Origin of the sequence: Arachidicoccus sp. BS20 (assembly GCF_001659705.1) — a bacterium.
Lineage (GTDB): Bacteria > Bacteroidota > Bacteroidia > Chitinophagales > Chitinophagaceae > Arachidicoccus.
This window is the reverse complement of sequence record NZ_CP015971.1, coordinates 3,106,026-3,124,637: the sequence shown is the minus strand read 5'-3', so window position 1 is coordinate 3,124,637 and position 18,612 is coordinate 3,106,026. Positions and strand designations below refer to the sequence as shown.

The following is an 18,612-nucleotide window of genomic DNA, read 5'->3' as shown; positions in this document are numbered from 1 at the left end:
TGTTTCTAAAATTGCTACTTTATTGCCACAGTTTTCAAGCTATCCGTCGCCGGTTTTGTTGAATCTGCCGCGGGCTTAATATTGCTTGGATCTTTATCGGGAAATGCAAGATAATATGCCGGCTTTTGTTTTGCCATAACCGCATCAAACTCCGGCTGAGTCAATACAACGACTTCCGCACGCATAGAATAATGTCCGCGCCCACATAACTGGTCGCAAGATAGTTCATATACAAAATTTGGATTGCCTGTACGCTGCTTCATTTCTTCGGTTGTGTATTTTGGTGTAAACCAAAGTGTGGTAGGTGTTCCTGGAACAGCATCCATTTTCAAACGGAATTGAGGTAACCCTACATCGTGAATCACATCCTGCGAATTAATCAAAAATTTCACAGGCTTTCCCTTGACCAAATATACCTTTCCTTCCATTGTAATATCATCAAATGTTGCTGGGTCTGCTTTCTGATTAAGCGCTGCACTATCTTTCCAAATTAAACCTAAGCCATTATTTGCATTAATATCTTTAAAGTATTTTTTACCAAACTCTCCGTCTTTTCCGGGATAGCGGAATATCCACCCGAACTGGTGTCCGGTAACTTCAATTTGCATAGAGTTTTTAGGCGCATCGCCTGTAAAAATAAACCAACTACGCAATCCGTAAGCAATCAAAATCAACAGTACGATTGTAGGTACGGAAGTCCAGATAATTTCCAAGCGTGTATTGTGCGGGAAAAAATATATTTTCTTATTCTCTTTATACTGGTATTTATATGCAAATACAAATAACAATATTTGGGTAATAAAAAACACAACGCCGGTAAGCGCAATCGTAATGTATAAAAGTTTATCTACGTTTTCGCCTTCCACACTTGCAGAACCTTGGGGAAACAATGTTTCGGGATACAATTCATGATTGCACCAAAACACGCCGATTAAGCCCAAAACCAAAAAGGCAATCATCAAACTACCGTTGATTTTGTTGCTCTGCTTATTAAATGTTCCGCTATCGCCTTTCAATGCAGACACATACTCACTTGCCTTAGCAATTTGAAAAATCACTATCACAATTAAAACAATCGCGGCAATGGTTAACAACATAGACATAATGTATAATGCTTAAAATAATTTTCTGAAAATCGTTTGCTCTACTATTCTAAAATTCTAATCGAAACTCTATGTATGATGAATAATACTTTCTTTCAGGAACGGATGATACTTTGGAACCAAAGGACGTTTTGTTAAAGCCCTGCCTACGCAGAAAATCAATATTCCTACAAAGAATGCCAATATTCCAAAGTCAAGCCAACCTAAAGTAATTTTTATAGGAGAAATACTGCCCATAATCATTTGATAAAAATCTAACCAATGACCAAATAGTAACAATACTGCCATAAAAGTTACCAATGTATAATTTCTTTTTGCGGGTCTCGACATCAGTATCAAAATCGGACATACAAAGTTAATGACTAAATTAAGGAAAAATACACCCTTATATTCGCCCTGAACACGATGCTTGAAATAGATAGTTTCTTCAGGAATATTTGCATACCAAATCAACATATATTGTGCAAACCAAATATATGTCCAAAATATTGAGAACGCAAACAGGAACTTACCTAAATCGTGCAAATGCTCTTGGTTAGCTAATTCCAGATAACCTTTATTTTTCAGATAAATAAAGAATAAAGTAATCAATGCCAAACCGCCCACAAAGCTGCTTGCAAATGTGTACCAACTATACATGGTGCTTCCCCAATGAATATTCAGGCTCATTTGCCAAAACCAAGGCGTAACGCAACCTGCCGTCAATCCAAACCATGCAATAAACATCGAAGCTGTTACGGTATTACGCCAGATAAAGCTTTGTCCTTTTTCCAAGCCCATATTTTCAACATCAGCTTCGGCGGAAAGTTTACGCATTCTTGCACCAAGCATAATCCACAAACCGATTGTAGCAATTGTCCATAAGCTAAAGAACCAAGGATTTAAAAAACCATGTATGCGGGAAGAAATCATGTCTTCCTTTACTTTTTCCATATCTGTCCATTGGTAGATATGCAGATTGCTTATAACAATACCAATCAGCAAAACACCCGCAATCGTCCCAAATACCGGAACTGTAGCAGAAATTGCTTCCGGCACTCTTCTCAAAGCTGTTTGCCATCCACCCATTCCAATCGTTAATGCGCAAATGAAAAACATGGCGACGTTGGTAATCAGCAAAAAGAAGATTGCATTATACATAATTGTTCCCCAAAATACCTGACGGTCATACACATCTGCACTCATTCCTTTTGTAAACAAACCAATTAAGAATGCAACAATTCCCACAGCCATCAGCCCATAAGACCAAGTCTTCATTTTTGCCGGAATTTCAAATTGCGTTTTTATAGATGCCATTGTAATGTTGTTTATCTCTGCTATAAAATTTTTAAACTGCTATTCTTTATCTATATTATTGTGCCGCTGCAAGTACTGTTGAATCTGCCACGTCTGCCGGAGAAACAGGTATTTTTTTTGCCTGGTCTTGCATTGCTTTAATATAATGAACCAATTGCCAACGTTGCTTACGGCTCAATTGCGAAGCATAACTTCCCATCATATTCTTTCCGTATTCAATAGAATAAAACATTTGTCCTTCTGGCATCACGGAAACCGTAGGACTTCCTAAAAGATCTGCAGGCTTCGAAGGAAATGGTCCATTGCCATCTTTATATAAAGGTCCGTTACCATCCATTTTCGCACCATGGCAAATGCCACAATTGACCAAGTATAAGCGATGTATTTCTTTTGCTTCAGCAGCAGTAAGCGGAGGTTCCGGATTTTCTATTGCTTTTGCGGCAACATAATTCGTAGTATCGCCTTGTTTGTCTTTTGCCAAAGGAAAAGGCAAATCTTCTCCGCGGGCAATAGTTCCTGCAACCGGCTGATTGTTGTAAAATATTTTTTCTCCGGCTTTTGCAGCATCGGTTGTGAATTGCGCAGAGTCTCTTTCCGCATAAGTTTCATACGCACGGCTGTAAAACATATCGGGCATATACACATGTCCCGGGTCGCGTCTTACATTACTGCAGCTAACCAGTACAGAAGAACCGGCTACCAAAATTGTTGCTATGACAGATAATCTTTTCATCCGAAAATATCTAATGTTCTATTCTAATAATTTTTTATAAAACCTCAACTGCTTGCTCATTGATGATTTGCTGCTCTTTATCGAAACGTCCCCACCACCAGTCTGCTTCCGCTTCCTGTATTTCTACATCCACTACATTTTTACTTTTCATAAAGCTTACCAATTCATCTACATTTGTCGAAGACGTACATTCAATTGCCATGATAAACAAATCGTCTGTCTGTCTCGGATTGAAAATATGTTTTTTCACAAACGGTGCTAATTGACACAACCAGCAGAAAGTCATTACCATTCCCACCGCCGCAAACAATACCGTCAATTCAAATGTAATAGGAACAAATGCAGGTAATGCAAAGTGTGGTTTACCATCATAAATCTGAGGCCAATCGCTGGTAAAAATCCATGTCATACAGCCCAAAGCTGTTGCAGTCCCGGTAATACCATAGATAAAACCGGCAGTGTGCAAGCTTGTTTCGCGCAAGCCCAATGCGTGGTCTAAACCATGCACCGGAAACGGTGTATATACATCATGGATTTTGTAGCCGGCGGTACGAACATCTTTTACCGCAGGAAAAACTTTCTCCTCATCATCAAAACTCGCTACAACAAATTTCTTTTTTGCCATAATTTATTTTCAGTTTAGCGATTTGCTATTATTCTAACTTTCTGTTTTCTTAAAAACTAATGTGCAAATTCATGTGCAAAAGCTTCAGGTTCCATTGCTTCCACTTTTGAAATTTCATCAGCCCATTTATGATTGTCGCCCGATGTTTTCGCAATGCTTTTAATTTCAGCAAGCGCAATTACAGGGAAATATTTAGAGAACAGGAAGAAACAGGTAAAGAACAATCCGAACGTACCAACATAAAAACCTAATTCCCAAATCGTTGGATGATAATATACCGACCATGCAGACGGAACATAATCACGATAAATAGACGCAACGATAATTACAAAACGCTCGAACCACATACCGATATTTACAATGATACTCATGAAGAAAGTAACAAAAATGTTTCTCCTCATTTTCCTGAACCAGAAAATTTGCGGGCTTAATACATTACAGCCAATCATACCCCAATAGCTCCAACCCAATGAACTGTACAAATTTGCTCTATTATAGAAAAATTCGTACGCTTCATATCTGTTTCCGCCGTACCATGCTACAAACAATTCAGACAAGTAAGCTATACCAACAATCGAACCCGTAAGCACAATTACTTTATTCATTGCCTCAATGTGGCCCATCGTTATGTAATCCTGCAAATTCATCAGTTTTCGTACAATCAACAACAAAGTATTTACCATTGCAAATCCTGAGAATACCGCACCTGCCACAAAGTATGGCGGGAAGATGGTAGTATGCCAACCCGGAATTACAGACGTGGCAAAGTCAAATGACACGATAGTATGTACTGAAAGTACCAACGGCGTAGCCAAACCTGCCAATACCAATGATAATGCTTCGTGGCGCTGCCAGTGTTTTGTTGAACCCGTCCACCCGAAAGAAGCGATACCGTATAATAATTTTCTCAATTTTGTTTTTGCTCTGTCTCGCACCGTTGCAAAATCAGGCAACAAACCTGTGTACCAAAACAAAACGGATACCGTGAAATAAGTCGAAATCGCGAATACGTCCCACAACAAAGGCGAATCAAAGTTAGGCCAAAGTGGACCGCGTGTATTCGGATAAGGCAATACAAAGAACGCATCCCAAACACGACCCATGTGGAAAATCGGGAACTGACCGGCGCACATTACGGCAAAAATCGTCATAGCTTCTGCAGCACGGTTTACACCTGTTCTCCATCCCTGACGGAACAACAACAAGATTGCCGAAATCAGCGTACCTGCGTGACCGATACCTACCCACCAAACGAAGTTGGTAATGTCCCAGCCCCAGCCAACGGTCTTATTCAGGTTCCATTGTCCGATACCGTAGATAACTTCCATGGTTACACTCACAACGCCAAACAACAACAATGCAACTGCAATAAAAAATCCTACATACCACAGCTTGCCCGGCTTTGCTTCAATAGGCTGCACAATGTCTTCCGTCATCTGATGATAACTCTTGCTGCCTTTTACGAGCGGTTCTCTTAATTGCGATTCGTACTTTAATGATGACATTCGGTTTCGTTTATAACTAAACAGATATTTATTCTTCTTTTTACGCCGTATAAGTTTCTTCTACTTCTATATCGGTATTCCTGACTTTTGCCAGATAGTTTACATTCGGCAAAGTATGTAATTGCTCTAATGAATGGAACAAACGTAACGGATTTTCGTGGCGAGCCACAGATACCGCACTTTTTGTATCATTGGAATTTCCGAAAGTGATACAATCGCTTGCGCACGCTTGCTGACAAGCCGTTTTTACATCCCACTCGTTGTTTTCGCCCGATTTCAAAGGTCTGCTTTCTTTCTTCGCCTTCAACTTGCCATCCTGCAATCTTTGTACGCAGAAAGAACATTTTTCCATCACACCTCTTGAGCGAACCGTAACATCAGGGTTCAATACCATCCGGCTCAGTTCCTCGTTCATGTCATGAACGGGCGCATCCAATTTACCAACTATTTGCTGGTCCTGATTGTTCGGGAAGCTGTCTGCTCCAAGATAATCTGCCCAGTTGAAACGACGTACTTTATATGGACAGTTGTTCGCACAATATCTTGTACCGATACAACGGTTATAAGCCATTTGGTTCAACCCTTCCTGACTATGGTTGGTAGCATTTACCGGACATACGTTTTCGCAAGGCGCATTGTCACAATGTTGACACAGCATCGGCATAAACGTAACATTCGGATTTTCCACATCACCGGAATAATAACGGTCGATGCGCAACCAGTGCATATCATGGAAACGAGCCACTTCATCTTTACCTACAATCGGAATATTGTTTTCGATATTACAAGCTACAACGCACGCGCCGCAGCCGTTACAAGCATTCATATCAATGCTCATTCCCCAATGAATACCCGGTTTGTCATAGTAAGGATAAATTGTTCCTTGCTTTACAAATCCGTCAATGCCTCCAAAAGGTTTCAATTCTTCTTCTCTTCCTTCCAAAATCTGTTTTGGATTTTTCACGAAAGATGGAAGCGTTAATGTTTTTATTACCTCTTCGCGCGTACCGCCAATTACCGAACTGTAAGTTCCGTGGAGCTGTGTTTGCGCAATTTTATACGTATCGTTTGTCTTTTCTAATTTAACGCCGTACTGTTCAAACTGAACTGCATTTCCTTTTAAAGTAGCCAAAGGAAAAGCGTTCTTTCCGTATCCGGCAGCAGCTTTACCAATTTTTCCTGTACGTCCGTAACCGAGTGCAATACCGACTGTATTCGGATGAGTTCCCGGAATAATCAAAACCGGCAATTCAATAGTTTGACCGTTTGGTGCAGTCAATTTTGCAACGGGCTTCATTACGTTTACTTCGTAATCGTCCGTCTGACCTTCGTTTGTCAAATCAATTCCCAGTAAGGTTTTAGCCAAAGCCGGAGAAATCATAATATAATTATCCCATGTGGCTTTTGAAATCGGGTCGGGCATTTCCTGCAAGAAAGGATTGCTTGCACCTTGTCCTTCACCGATGGCTATTTTTTGATAAAGAACCAATTCCAAATTACCTGATGCTTTTGCAGATGTTGCTGCTGAAATTGCAGCAGTTACTGCACCTGCATTGAACGGCGCTCCTGCAATCGCAGGTTCTGTCGCAGGATTGATAACTCCAGCCTGTAAAGCCTTTTCCCAACCTGTTGCGCCGCCACCGATTTTTGTAGTCCAGTAATTGATTAAATAATCTTCGTAAGATGTTGTATTTCCCGACCATTTCAACAAACTGTCTTGCCATTGACGTGTTTTGAACAATGGATTGATGGTAGGTTGTTGCAAAGAGAAATATCCTGTTTTCGGTTCTGCATCGCCCCAACTTTCGAGATAGTTGTGGCTTGGCAAAACGTATTTTACCAATTGTGTACTTTCGTCATTCTTTTCGTTAAAGGAAATTGTTGTCGGTACTTTTTTCAAGCCCGAAACAAATTTCGCACTGTCGTACCAACTGTATGCAGGATTTGCACCGAAAATCAACAAAGATTTTACTGTGCCTGCATTCATATCGTTTACCAATTGAATAAAGTCCGCATCATTTCCCTGACGAGTATTATGAACCACAGACCAGTCAATAGTTTTACCGTTTGCACCAATCGCTTCATTGATAGCATTTACCAAAATCTGTACATTCACGTCATTGCTTCCAGCAACAACTAATGCTTGTCCTTTATTGGCAAGTAAATCTTTGGCAACTTTGGCAATTCCGTCAGCTAATTTTTTATCAGTAATTCCACTTACAGATTGTCCGTTAACAGCACTCAATAAAGCGGCAACCACTTTCCCTGTTTCAGACGGAGCATGCAAAATACGTTCATCAGCAGCAGCGCCTGTAGGTGTTAAAATACTTTCAAACTGATAATGTTTGCTCATCATAGGATTTTTCTCGTCAATCTTCCTATTCACGGAATATTGTTTTGAAAATTCCACCGGAGAAACCCAGGTTCCCAGGAAATCTGCACCAATGCCAACTATCACTTTTGCATTTTCAAAATGATAAGAAGGAATTGCGCGTTTTCCGTAAGTTGTATTATTTGCTTCCAAAATTCCCTGATAAGAAACCGCATCGTAAGTTACATGGCGGCTTCCGGGATATTTTGCAATAAAATTATTAATGATTTCAAGCGTTGTAGGCGATGTGATGGATGAAGTTAAAATTACGGCAGGTGCAGTTAATTCGCTTGCAATCGCTTTATCAATCGCTTCAAAAGTTACTTCTTTTCCGTTGATAGTCGGGAAACGAAGACGTGCCGTGTTGTATAAATCTACCACAGAAGCCTGCGCTCTTGCCGATGTTCCACCTTTTGTAACCGGACTTAATTCATTTCCTTCAATTTTGATGGGACGACCGTCGCGCACTTTAGCCAATACGCTCAATACTTCACCATCCTGAACAAAGGTTGTAGCATAATAATCCGCTACGCCCGGAATAATGTCTTCCGGCTTATTAGCAAATGGAATGACTCTTCTTACCGGCGTTTCGCAACTTGCAGCAAGCGCAGCCGCAGCCGTGCTGAATCCAAGATATTTTAAGAAATCTCTTCTCGCAGTAGGCGCATTCAAAAAACCGCCTTTCACTTCTTCAAAAGGCAGAAGTTCTTCCCGAAATTCGTCTTTGTTTGCGTCCTGAAAACCTTTTGTTTGCTGACGCTCCCCAAAACTTTGCCAATGTTTAATATTCGCCATTTATCGGAATTTGAAAAATTTGAAATTAATATTCTCTCGAAAAACGTTCAACAATTAATAGTGACATTTCTGACAGTCAGTACCCCCAATCATTTGCACGGTTACAGAATCAATTGTTCCGTTTTTCAAGCCTTCATGATATTTTGTATAAATGCTGTAAAATCCGTTGTCCTTAAATTGTACCGCCGTTGTGCGGTGGCAGTTGATACACCAGTTCATACTTAATGGTGCAAACTGTTTTACTTCATCCATTTTATTAATCTCGCCATGGCAAGTCTGACACTGAACTTTACCTACCATCACGTGCTGCGAGTGGTTGAAGTAAACATGGTCGGGTAACTCATGAATACGAATCCAAGGAATTGGTTTTGCTTTTGAAGCATCAAACGTTGCGCCGGGACCCGGTGTGAAACCTGCATACTTGTACAACTTTTGAATTTCCGCCGTTCCGTCAATATCATTTCCTTCGGCATCTTTCAGTTGTGGACCACTGTATGAATTGATTGCCAAGTGGCAGTTCATACACACATTAATCGGTGGCACAGTTGCATGACGGCTGTATTGCGCATTGGTATGACAATATAAACAACTGATTTGATTTATTCCCGCATGAACTTTGTGTGAGTAGAAAATCGGTTGGCGTGGCTCGTAATTCTGTTGTCTTCCAATACCAATCGCATTGCTCGACAGCCAGAAACCAATGTATATAAATATTGCGATTGCAATAATTGTGATTACCTTTTTATTTCTGTACCAAGGAATTGCAGCAATTGCAGGCTGACCTTCTTTTTTAGCAGCAACTTTTTTAAGGTTGGTATTTACCTGCCACAAAATAAATACTGCTATTAGCAAAATACCGGTAAGTACTGCATACAGCAAAGTATTATCACTCCCGGAAGCCTGAGTTGTAGTTGCGCCGGCAGCTGTTGCAGTTGCAGGTTGTTTATCCTGCTCGGTTTTGATATAATCAAGAATCGCATCTACATCTTTATCGGACAAAATACCCTGAAATTTCGTCATTTGGGTTTTTCCAAACCTGTTAAAGAGGTCATTCGCATATTTGTCGCCGGAAGCCAACACAGCAGCACTATTGTGAACCCACGCAATAATTTTATCCCTGCTGGGCCAGCGGTCTTCTACGTGTTCCAATGCAGGACCTGTGGCATCTTTATCTATTCTGTGACAGGAAGCACAGTTGGTCTGAAATAAAGCTTTACCGTCTTGAGCGCGAACGCTGTTTGCAAAAAATAATAAAAAAACAATACTTACAATAAAACCAAACTTGGCGGTTATTCTATTTAGTTGAATCATATTCACAATTCAGTTGTTCGTATGTGGAGAAATGTCCCTTGACGGGGGCAAAAATATGACACGAAATTGACAAAAGAACATTCACAGAAAAAATTTTTTATTTCACAGCATTACTTTACGCCTAAAACGCAATGATATCAATATGTATATAAATTTTTTTTATAGAAATACAACACTCGTTGTAACGCATATTTTCTCCAACATTTAAAGTTTTATCGCAACTTTGCGCTCATGAATCAAACCTGTAACCTCGCCATTTTTGCCTCCGGAGCCGGAAGTAATGCGTTGAAAATCATTGAACATTTCAGAAATAACCCTTCTGTTTCCATCAAGCTGATTTTGTGCAACAAGCCCGAAGCCGGCGTATTGAAAATTGCCGATGAGAATAATATTCAAAAAATATCGATTGAAAAAGAATCTTTTTTCCGTTCCGACAAATATGTTGAATTGCTGAAACATGAAGACATTAACCTGATTGTGCTTGCCGGTTTTCTGTGGAAAGTGCCGTCCAATCTTATCCGGGCATTTCCTGAACGCATCATTAACATTCATCCCGCGCTGTTGCCGAAATATGGAGGAAAGGGTATGTACGGACATTTTGTACACGAAGCCGTCATTGCCGCGCACGAAAAAAAATCGGGCATTACCATTCATTTAGTTGATGAACAATATGACCACGGCAAGCATTTGTTTCAAGCCGAATGTGATGTAAAAGAAACCGATACGCCGGACGCGCTGGCGCAAAAAATCCATCAATTGGAACATCAATATTTTCCGCAGGTTGTCGAAGATTATATCAATTCGTCGCTCAATTAAAATGCTGAAACTAGTTCAGCATGACGGACAAGCGTGTTCTGTATTTCCTTTGTTTCACCACGTTTTTGTGGTTCAAAACAATCCTCACAATCTTTTAAATCCACCCAAATCCTTGTTCCGACAAAAAAAGACCTCTTAAAAATAAGAGGTCGTGCTGCTAATCAAATCATCTATCTAATCATTAAACAAAAAGGAGTAAGTTATTTTTGCTGATTATGCCGACAAAGTTAAAGGACTTTTTGTTAATTAACAAATATAAGTTAGTAAAATTTAAAACCTTTTTCCAGCGCAACTTTTTTAGTTTACTAATTTTGTGAAAAATTTCATATTCAATGGCGCTTATTTTATTGATTGACACAGCTTTGGAAAACGCATCGATTGTTCTCGCCGACACGCAGCATATTCTCGCAGAAGAAAAAAATTCAGAGCAAAAAAATCATGCAGCATTTGTGCAGACTGCCATAGAAAGCATTTCAGCCAAAACTCAAACATCATTAAAAGACATTGACGCCGTTGCTGTAAGTGCCGGACCGGGGAGCTATACAGGCTTGCGCGTGGGAATGGCATCGGCAAAAGGCTTGTGCTTTGCCTTGAACAAGCCATTGATTTTGTTGAACACTTTAAAAATCATGGCAAAATCGACAGCGCTGCAACTAAATAAACAAGATGCTTTATACGCGCCCATGATTGATGCACGCAGAATGGAAGTTTTTGCTGCACTTTATGATTTTTCACTGAATGAAATAGAGAAAACAAGCGCATTTATCCTGACCGAGCAAAATTTTTCAGAGACTTTCCTTAACCATGAAAAGGAAATTATTTTCTTTGGAAACGGTATGGACAAATGGAAAGCAATCGCTCCGCAGGGCAACTTTAGTTTTCCCGAAAACATCGCTATTGACGCAAATGCCATTAACGCTTTGGCGCAGCAAAGCTTTGAAAAAAAACTGTTTGCCGACCTTGCTTACAGTGAACCGGTTTATGCAAAAAGTTTCTATACGACAGCGAAGCCCGGCAAAACCAGCTAAGCATGTTAAAATATTGTCATTTTTCATCATAAGCTACTACCGAAAAGCAATTAAATGCCTAATTTTATATTTGTTTTTTACAATATATCTGTTTTGAAAAAATTATCTTAGTCATGAGCACAACACAATCTATCATTATCAAATTCCCAGCAAGTTCCGAAGAAATTACTATTGACTTTTTACGCATGAAAAAAGCCGCGCTAATACTTCGTGCTATCAATCATAAATTACGCTTACAAATCGTCAAACTGATTCAGGAACACCAGAAAATTACCGTTACCGAAATTTACGTGAAACTACGTTTGGAACAATCTGTAGTTTCCCAGCATCTGGCAATTCTCAGACGCGCCAATTTGGTGCTCACACAACGCGACGGCAAGTTCATTTATTACACCATCAATTACGCCCGCGTAAAAGAACTTGTAGGTTTTGTGGACGATTTGTTGAAATAGTTTATTATCTTCTTTTCCCTGTTTGGTTCGTATCTTTGCAGGATTAAATTTTTTGCAAAATGTACATTGAACAATTATATACAGGTTGCCTCAGCGAAGCGGCTTATTACATCGAAAGCAACGGCGAAGCGGCAATCATTGACCCGATGCGCGATATTGAGCCGTATCTCGAACTGGCAGAAAGCAGAAACGCGAAAATCAAGTACGTTTTTGAAACGCATTTCCACGCCGACTTCATCAGCGGGCATCTGGATTTGAGCGGCATCACAGGCGCGCCCATTATTTACGGTCCAAAAACCGAAGCGAATTTTGACGTGAAAATTGCAAAGGATAACGAAATGTTTCCTTTGGGAAATTGCAGCATCCAGGTGTTGCACACACCCGGACACACACTGGAAAGTTCCTGTTTTCTGCTGAAAGATGAAAGCGGAAAAGACTACGCAATTTTCACAGGCGACACTTTATTCATCGGAGATGTCGGTCGTCCCGATTTGGCACAAAAAGGCGAAAGCCTTACCACACAAGACCTTGCCGGCATGATGTATGAAAGCCTGCAAAGCAAAATTATGCCTTTGGCAGATGATGTGCTGGTATATCCCGCACACGGCGCAGGCAGCAGTTGCGGAAAAAACCTTGGCTCAGAAACCGTGAGTACAATTGGCGAACAAAAACAAACCAACTACGCTTTGCAACAAACTTCAAAAGACGATTTTGTAAAAGCCGTAACCGAAGGATTGAGCGAACCGCCGCAATATTTTCCTGTAAACGCATCTATTAATAAAAACGGATATTCTTCTTTGGATAATGTTTTGGATAAAGCATTAACAGCATTGTCCGTTGAAGATTTTGATAAAAAATCTAAAGAAGAAAATACGTGGATTATCGACACGCGTAACAAAGAAATTTTTACCGAAGGATTTGTTCCAAATTCGGTATTCATAGGGCTTGACGGGCGATTTGCCGAATGGGCGGGAAGCATTATTCCGTTCGATAAAAAATTATTGATTGTTGCCGAACAAGGCATGGAACGCGAAGCGATGATTCGCCTGGCGCGCGTGGGTTTCGACAAAATGCAAGGTTTTCTCAACGGCGGCTTTGAGGCATGGAAAAATGCCGACAAACCGATTGACATGATTATCAATGTAGATGCCGACGAGCTTGCAATGGACATTCCTTTTGACGAAAATATTGTGGTGCTGGATGTGCGCAAAGAAACCGAATTTGCGGACGGACATGTGAAAGATGCCGTGAATATTCCTGTAACTAATCTTACCGACCCTGTGAGCATCGCAGCCTTTGAGGATAACGATAATATTTACGTGCATTGCCAAAGCGGCTATCGCAGTACAATCGCTGCATCTCTACTAAAAAAGCAAGACATTCATAATCTGCGAAATGTTACAGGCGGCTGGGAAGCGATTAAACAACAGGAAAATATTGAAACGGAAAAATCTGTTGAAGCGTTGAATTGATTTCCATAGCCCACGATTTAAATCGTGGGCTTTTTTTATTGTAACGAAATCAAATATGTTTTCTTCAACACCTGTGCTCTTGTCTTTGCATTCAAAAATTTCAATGTCAGTTGCGTTACATGAAAATCGTTATAAGTCTTTAAAATCTTCACATTATCGTTTCGCATTTTCAAAGAATCTAATTCCGGTTGTCTTATAAATGCAACCGTTGAAGGTCGGTGTAAAAATGTTTCTGCGCTATCAAATGTTTCCAGATACGCCACAGGTTTCTTCGAACTAAAACGAAAATCGTTGGAATAATAATGCACCATACCAATTGTTGTATTTTGCATACTGTCCACATCTTTCGCAGCCTTTTCGCCGGATTGATAAGTAAGTAAAAAAGGATAGAAAAGCAAGTTCATAAACAAATACAAAATACCGGCAAAAGCATAACTGTAATAAAAAATATTACAGTTTTTGTTTTTCTTTCGCAAAACAAAAAACACAATAACTAAAAATACCGTTACAAGCAAAATATTCAACCAGGTTTTTATATCAATCAAGTATGCAAGTAAAGCAATCAACACAACCGCAATATAGAAAATAACTTGCTGAACAATGGATAAAATCTTGATTGTTTTTTCTTTTTTCAACTCCAACAAATACACCGCGCAAATCATCGAAAACTGCGGAAACAAAATGATAATGTAATGCGGCAACTGGAATTTTGATAAAGAGAAAACAATAAAAGTTACCAGCGCGCTACCAATGATTATCCAACGTTTATTACCCGAACTACTTTTCTTAAATAAAGAAAAAACCAATACAATCGACCAGGGCAAAAAAGCCCAAAGCGTTGTGTGCAGAAAAAAAGAAATATCGCCTTTACCTTTAATAGGACCTGTGTTGAAAAACCGTCCGAACTGGCTGTCCCAGAAGAAAAATTTAATGCCCGAAACGTGCGTTCTTCCAAAAACAATTTTCTCGGAATGCAAGTCAAATTGTGTGTACAGCGCATACATTTCCGGCGTGATTGCAATCAAAACCAATAACAATAATAAATACCATTTCGGGCGAATAAATTGTTTCCAATCTTTCTCAATTATCCAATACAATATAAAACCTGCAAGAATTGTAATCAATACAAATAATCCTTTCGTCATCACGGCGCAACCGGCAAACAGTGCCGCACCGAGATAATATTCCCAACTGTTGCTGTCCAGTAATCTGTAAATAAAATAAATCGCGGCAATAATCAATGCGGCTAAATACGCTTCGGCACGCACGTCGAAGTTGGCGATTACGCCGTGCAAGGCAATCGCATCAATCAAAACAGTTGCTTGTGCAATGGCTTTTCCGTAAATATTCGTTGCTAAACGAAAAGAATAGTACAAACCAATTAACCAAAAAATAAACGCAGGCAATTTATACGCAAAAGCATTGATGCCGAAAACCTTAAAACTCAATGCAGTCATCCAAAAAGGGAAATGCGGTTTGTCCAGCCAATCGTGTCCGTAAGCAAATAAATTCAACCAGTCATTTTTCTGCGCCATTGATTTTGCGACATCGGCATACAACGCGCTGTCGCCTGTGAAAACACCTGTAAACAACGCAGTTGCGTTGAGCACGATGGCAATTGCCAATAATGTTTTGAAATTTTTTGAGAGGAAATTTTGCATTGCGAAAAGTCTTTAAAGCAAAGATAACCTGCGCATAATATCGGAATAATATCTTTGTATGAATTACAGAACTCTTATGAACATATTTTTCAAATTCATCCGCTTTGGCATTGTCGGTTTTTCGGGAATGATTGTTGATTTTTCCGTTACCTGGCTGCTGAAAGAAAAACTGAAAATCAACAAATATATCGCCAACAGCTTTGGATTTGTGTGTGCCGCGTCAAGTAATTATTTGCTCAACAGAATTTGGACTTTTCAAAGCCGGCAACAAAATATCGAGAAGGAATATCTCTCGTTTTTCATTGTTTCGCTCATCGGTTTAGGCATTAACAACGGCATTATTTTTTTGCTGACGCGAAAAGGAAAAATGAATTTTTATATAGCAAAATTGATTGCTGTTGCAATTGTGATATTGTGGAATTTCACGGCGAACGATTTGATTACTTTCCGCACCTGAAACTATACAAAATATAAACCACATAGACACATAGAATGATTCTTTAGAAATAAGAATTAGAGTTTGTTTAGTATTTGGATACGCAGAAAATCATAGCATTTTCATCGAAGATGAAAATCTACTATGTCTTTAAAATCTTGTTTTGGTCGCCAATATCAAAACTATGTTACTATCTGGTTTATATTGCTTAATGCTTTGCAGTTATAAACTCGTACGCGCCGTTCCAAAGATTAATTCTTTGTTGCAATGCTTCAACTACGGCGGCTTCCGCTTCTTTCCAATATTGCTCGTTATCGCCGCAAAGATTAGCTGTCATTTGCAAAGCCAAATGGCTATGATGGTCGCCGTCCACTTCGATATGACGCTCAAGATAATATTTGAAAACAGAAATACTGCCGGGCAAATTTTGATAAATATCATTCACGATGGAATGAAACATATTCGGAATTAAATCTTCGCGCCCAAACGTAAATACCGCAGCTTGTAAATAAGTCTTTCCACTGTTGATTACCTCAAACGTTGATTGTACAAATTGCCTTGCTTCCGAAGGAACATTTGCAAATGCTTTATCAAAATCTTTTGTTGATTGTAAGATATTTGTAAACTGTTCTATTTGCAAAACAGTTGCACCGCTTTGCTGCATCGCTTCGAGATATAATTCATAATGGCTTTTTCTTTTACCCCATTCATCTACATCCGACTCCTCGCCTACTACAATTTCGTTGATTAAAAACCGCGTTTCCGCATCGCCCGTCGGAAACCAGGGAACGGATGTGCAAGTGAGATTATTCTGCAACGCTTTCAGCAGCGACATAAAATCCCAAACCGCAAAAACATGATACTGCATAAAGCCGCGTAAATCCTCAATAGTTTGAATCGCTTTATAAACTTTATGATTGATAATTTCTTCCCGCAAAGGCTCGATAGCCTTTTGGATTCTTAAGATATGTTCGTTCATTAATTTTCTTTAATTGCCACTAAGACACAAAGACTCCAAGATGCACCAAGCTTTCGTGAAACTTTGTGCCTTAGAGCCTTTGTGGCAAAAAACTATTTTATCGCCGCAATGCCCGGTAATACTTTTCCTTCAAAATATTCGAGCAACGCGCCGCCGCCTGTGGATACATAACTGATTTTATCGGCGAGGTTAAATTTGTTTACTGCAGCTACGCTGTCGCCGCCGCCCACTAAAGAAAACGCGCCGTTTTCCGTAGCTTTTGCAACCGCTTCCGCAATAGCTTTTGTACCACCTTGAAATTTTTCCATTTCAAAAACGCCCATCGGTCCGTTCCACAAAATGGTTTTGGAATTATGAATCACATTAGCAAATTCTTCCTGCGCATCTTCCGCAATATCCAAGCCAAGCCAGCCGGCAGGAATATTATTGCTCGGCGCAGCAGAAACTTCCGCATCGACAGCAAATTTATCTGCGATAATGGAATCACTCGGCAAATGAATACACACACCTTTTTCTTCTGCTTTTTTCAACAGTTCTTTTGCAGTTTCCAACCGGTCGTCTTCGCAAAGCGAATTGCCAATATTTCCGCCCAACGCTTTGAAAAAAGTATAAGCCATGCCGCCGCCGATGATGATGTCCGTTGCTTTTCCCAACAAGTTTTCGATAATCAATATTTTGTCTGAAACCTTTGCTCCACCAATGATTGCGACAAATGGCTTTTCAGATTTATGCAACACTTTTTCCGCGCTCGACACTTCAGCTTCCATTAATAAACCAAAGAATTTTTTGTCTGCAGGAAAGAAATCCGCAACAATTGCCGTAGATGCGTGCGCACGATGCGCCGTACCAAAAGCATCATTCACATACACATCGCCGTACTTGCTGAGTTTTTCTGCAAATGCTTTATCGCCTTTTTCTTCTTCGGGATAAAAACGCAGATTCTCCAGTAATAATACTTCGCCGGGCTGCAAGTCCCGCGCTTTATTTTGCGCATCTTCGCCCAAACAATCGCTTGCAAACTGAACAGGAATACCCAATAATTCGCTTATGTGTGCAACAATGTGTTTCAAAGAATATTTATCCTCAGGTCCATTTTTCGGACGACCGAGATGGCTCATCAAGATAACGCTGCCGCCGTCGGATAATATTTTTTTAATAGTAGGAATTGCTGCGCGAATGCGCGTGTCATCGGTAATTGCCAAAGTTGTTTTATCCAAAGGCACATTGAAATCCACACGGATTAATGCTTTTTCATTTGCGAATGAATGCTCGTTGAACTTGCTCATATTTTTCTTTTAAAAAATTAGATGATTAATAGAAAGGGCGGTAAAGTTAGGAGTTTTTATAAACAAAAAACCTGTAAGAACTGATTGCCCCACAGGTTTATGTTTCAAATACTTTCTCGTATCAAAAATTAATTCCAATATTAAAACCACCTCTTGAATTATGCAGAGAAGAGCCGTCCGTAGTTTTTACAGCGTTTGCCATTCCACCTTGCCCATCCAATTCAATAAAAAATTTCAATTGCTGCGACAAAGGAATTTTCACACCGATTCCGAACGCGATTCCTCCATCAACATTATAAAATAAAGGTTTCACATCCGTTTTATCGGGCGATGTTTTTGCCGATAATAAAAAACCGATATATGGACCAAAATTCAGATACCAGTTTCGCGTTCTTCCGAAATGCCAGTTCGCCATCACAGGAACGGTCACATAATCAATGTGAAAATCTTCGGGATACACATTGTCGCTCTCATCACTTAAAAAACCATTGTTCCAACCTTTTTGGTCGTACAACAATTTGCCTTTCAGGCTCCATCTGTCAGAAAAATAATAATCCGCAGAAATGCCTGCATTAAAAACCGTTCTGTCGGAATTGTTTGTGTTGCCATTTCCATCAGAAACCGTTGCTCCCCCAATGCCAATAGCAACACCGTATTCGACTTTGCCCTTGATTTGTCCAAAACTTTTACCGCAAACAAAAATGATGATTGCAAAAGCGAGTAGTTTTCTTGTCATAAATAAT

Annotated in this window: 16 protein-coding genes; 5 read left to right on the top strand and 11 right to left on the bottom strand. The window is 39.8% G+C overall.

From position 1 onward, the window contains the following. Positions 1-14 precede the first annotated feature (14 nt). The 7 genes from A9P82_RS13545 to A9P82_RS13515 form a co-directional block, all read right to left on the bottom strand. On the bottom strand, positions 15-1,103 hold the full coding sequence (locus A9P82_RS13545; protein ID WP_066208680.1) for a cytochrome c oxidase subunit II: 1,089 nt from the start codon (positions 1,101-1,103) through the stop codon (positions 15-17). A gap of 69 nt (positions 1,104-1,172) precedes the next feature. Continuing rightward, positions 1,173-2,399 (bottom strand): quinol:cytochrome C oxidoreductase, encoded by a 1,227-nt coding sequence (locus A9P82_RS13540; RefSeq protein WP_066208678.1) that lies wholly within the window; start codon positions 2,397-2,399, stop codon positions 1,173-1,175. Positions 2,400-2,454: 55 nt separating this feature from the next. Further along, the gene (locus A9P82_RS13535; protein ID WP_066208676.1) at positions 2,455-3,132 is read right to left on the bottom strand and encodes a c-type cytochrome; all 678 of its coding nucleotides are present in this window, start codon (positions 3,130-3,132) and stop codon (positions 2,455-2,457) included. A gap of 34 nt (positions 3,133-3,166) precedes the next feature. Then, complete coding sequence (locus A9P82_RS13530; protein WP_066208674.1) at positions 3,167-3,757, bottom strand: DUF3341 domain-containing protein; 591 nt, start codon at positions 3,755-3,757, stop codon at positions 3,167-3,169. Between the two features lie 56 nt (positions 3,758-3,813). Further along, the gene (gene nrfD / locus A9P82_RS13525; protein WP_066208673.1) at positions 3,814-5,262 is read right to left on the bottom strand and encodes an NrfD/PsrC family molybdoenzyme membrane anchor subunit; all 1,449 of its coding nucleotides are present in this window, start codon (positions 5,260-5,262) and stop codon (positions 3,814-3,816) included. A gap of 40 nt (positions 5,263-5,302) precedes the next feature. Next, complete coding sequence (locus A9P82_RS13520) at positions 5,303-8,428, bottom strand: TAT-variant-translocated molybdopterin oxidoreductase (protein WP_066208672.1); 3,126 nt, start codon at positions 8,426-8,428, stop codon at positions 5,303-5,305. Between the two features lie 54 nt (positions 8,429-8,482). Continuing rightward, the gene (locus A9P82_RS13515; RefSeq protein WP_066208670.1) at positions 8,483-9,739 is read right to left on the bottom strand and encodes a c-type cytochrome; all 1,257 of its coding nucleotides are present in this window, start codon (positions 9,737-9,739) and stop codon (positions 8,483-8,485) included. A gap of 231 nt (positions 9,740-9,970) precedes the next feature. On the opposite strand from A9P82_RS13515, the gene purN reads away from it, so the two are divergent. From purN to A9P82_RS13495, 4 genes are all read left to right on the top strand, one after another. After that, positions 9,971-10,555: a phosphoribosylglycinamide formyltransferase gene (gene purN, locus A9P82_RS13510; RefSeq protein ID WP_066208668.1), complete on the top strand. Its 585-nt coding sequence runs from the start codon at positions 9,971-9,973 to the stop codon at positions 10,553-10,555. A gap of 332 nt (positions 10,556-10,887) precedes the next feature. Beyond that, on the top strand, positions 10,888-11,583 hold the full coding sequence (tsaB, locus tag A9P82_RS13505; protein WP_066208666.1) for a tRNA (adenosine(37)-N6)-threonylcarbamoyltransferase complex dimerization subunit type 1 TsaB: 696 nt from the start codon (positions 10,888-10,890) through the stop codon (positions 11,581-11,583). A gap of 113 nt (positions 11,584-11,696) precedes the next feature. Continuing rightward, entirely contained in the window at positions 11,697-12,035 is a 339-nt protein-coding gene (locus A9P82_RS13500; RefSeq protein ID WP_066208665.1) for an ArsR/SmtB family transcription factor, read from the top strand. A gap of 59 nt (positions 12,036-12,094) precedes the next feature. Further along, entirely contained in the window at positions 12,095-13,507 is a 1,413-nt protein-coding gene (locus tag A9P82_RS13495) for an MBL fold metallo-hydrolase (RefSeq protein WP_066208663.1), read from the top strand. Between the two features lie 35 nt (positions 13,508-13,542). Here the strand turns inward: A9P82_RS13495 and A9P82_RS13490 are convergent, their stop codons facing one another. Then, a complete protein-coding gene (locus A9P82_RS13490; RefSeq protein WP_066208661.1) occupies positions 13,543-15,168 on the bottom strand; it encodes an ArnT family glycosyltransferase in 1,626 nt (541 codons plus the stop codon). 76 nt (positions 15,169-15,244) lie between these two features. On the opposite strand from A9P82_RS13490, the gene A9P82_RS13485 reads away from it, so the two are divergent. Next, positions 15,245-15,625: a GtrA family protein gene (locus tag A9P82_RS13485; RefSeq protein WP_066208659.1), complete on the top strand. Its 381-nt coding sequence runs from the start codon at positions 15,245-15,247 to the stop codon at positions 15,623-15,625. Positions 15,626-15,812: 187 nt separating this feature from the next. Here A9P82_RS13485 and A9P82_RS13480 read toward each other — a convergent pair whose 3' ends face one another. The 3 genes from A9P82_RS13480 to A9P82_RS13470 all read right to left on the bottom strand — a co-directional run bounded on the left by A9P82_RS13480 (position 15,813) and on the right by A9P82_RS13470 (position 18,605). Next, a complete protein-coding gene (locus A9P82_RS13480) occupies positions 15,813-16,583 on the bottom strand; it encodes a DUF3050 domain-containing protein (protein WP_066208657.1) in 771 nt (256 codons plus the stop codon). Positions 16,584-16,675: 92 nt separating this feature from the next. Further along, complete coding sequence (locus A9P82_RS13475) at positions 16,676-17,869, bottom strand: phosphoglycerate kinase (RefSeq protein ID WP_066208656.1); 1,194 nt, start codon at positions 17,867-17,869, stop codon at positions 16,676-16,678. A 121-nt stretch (positions 17,870-17,990) separates the two neighbouring features. Continuing rightward, positions 17,991-18,605, bottom strand: coding sequence for a porin family protein (locus tag A9P82_RS13470; RefSeq protein ID WP_066208654.1), 615 nt, complete (start codon positions 18,603-18,605; stop codon positions 17,991-17,993). Positions 18,606-18,612: the final 7 nt, after the last annotated feature.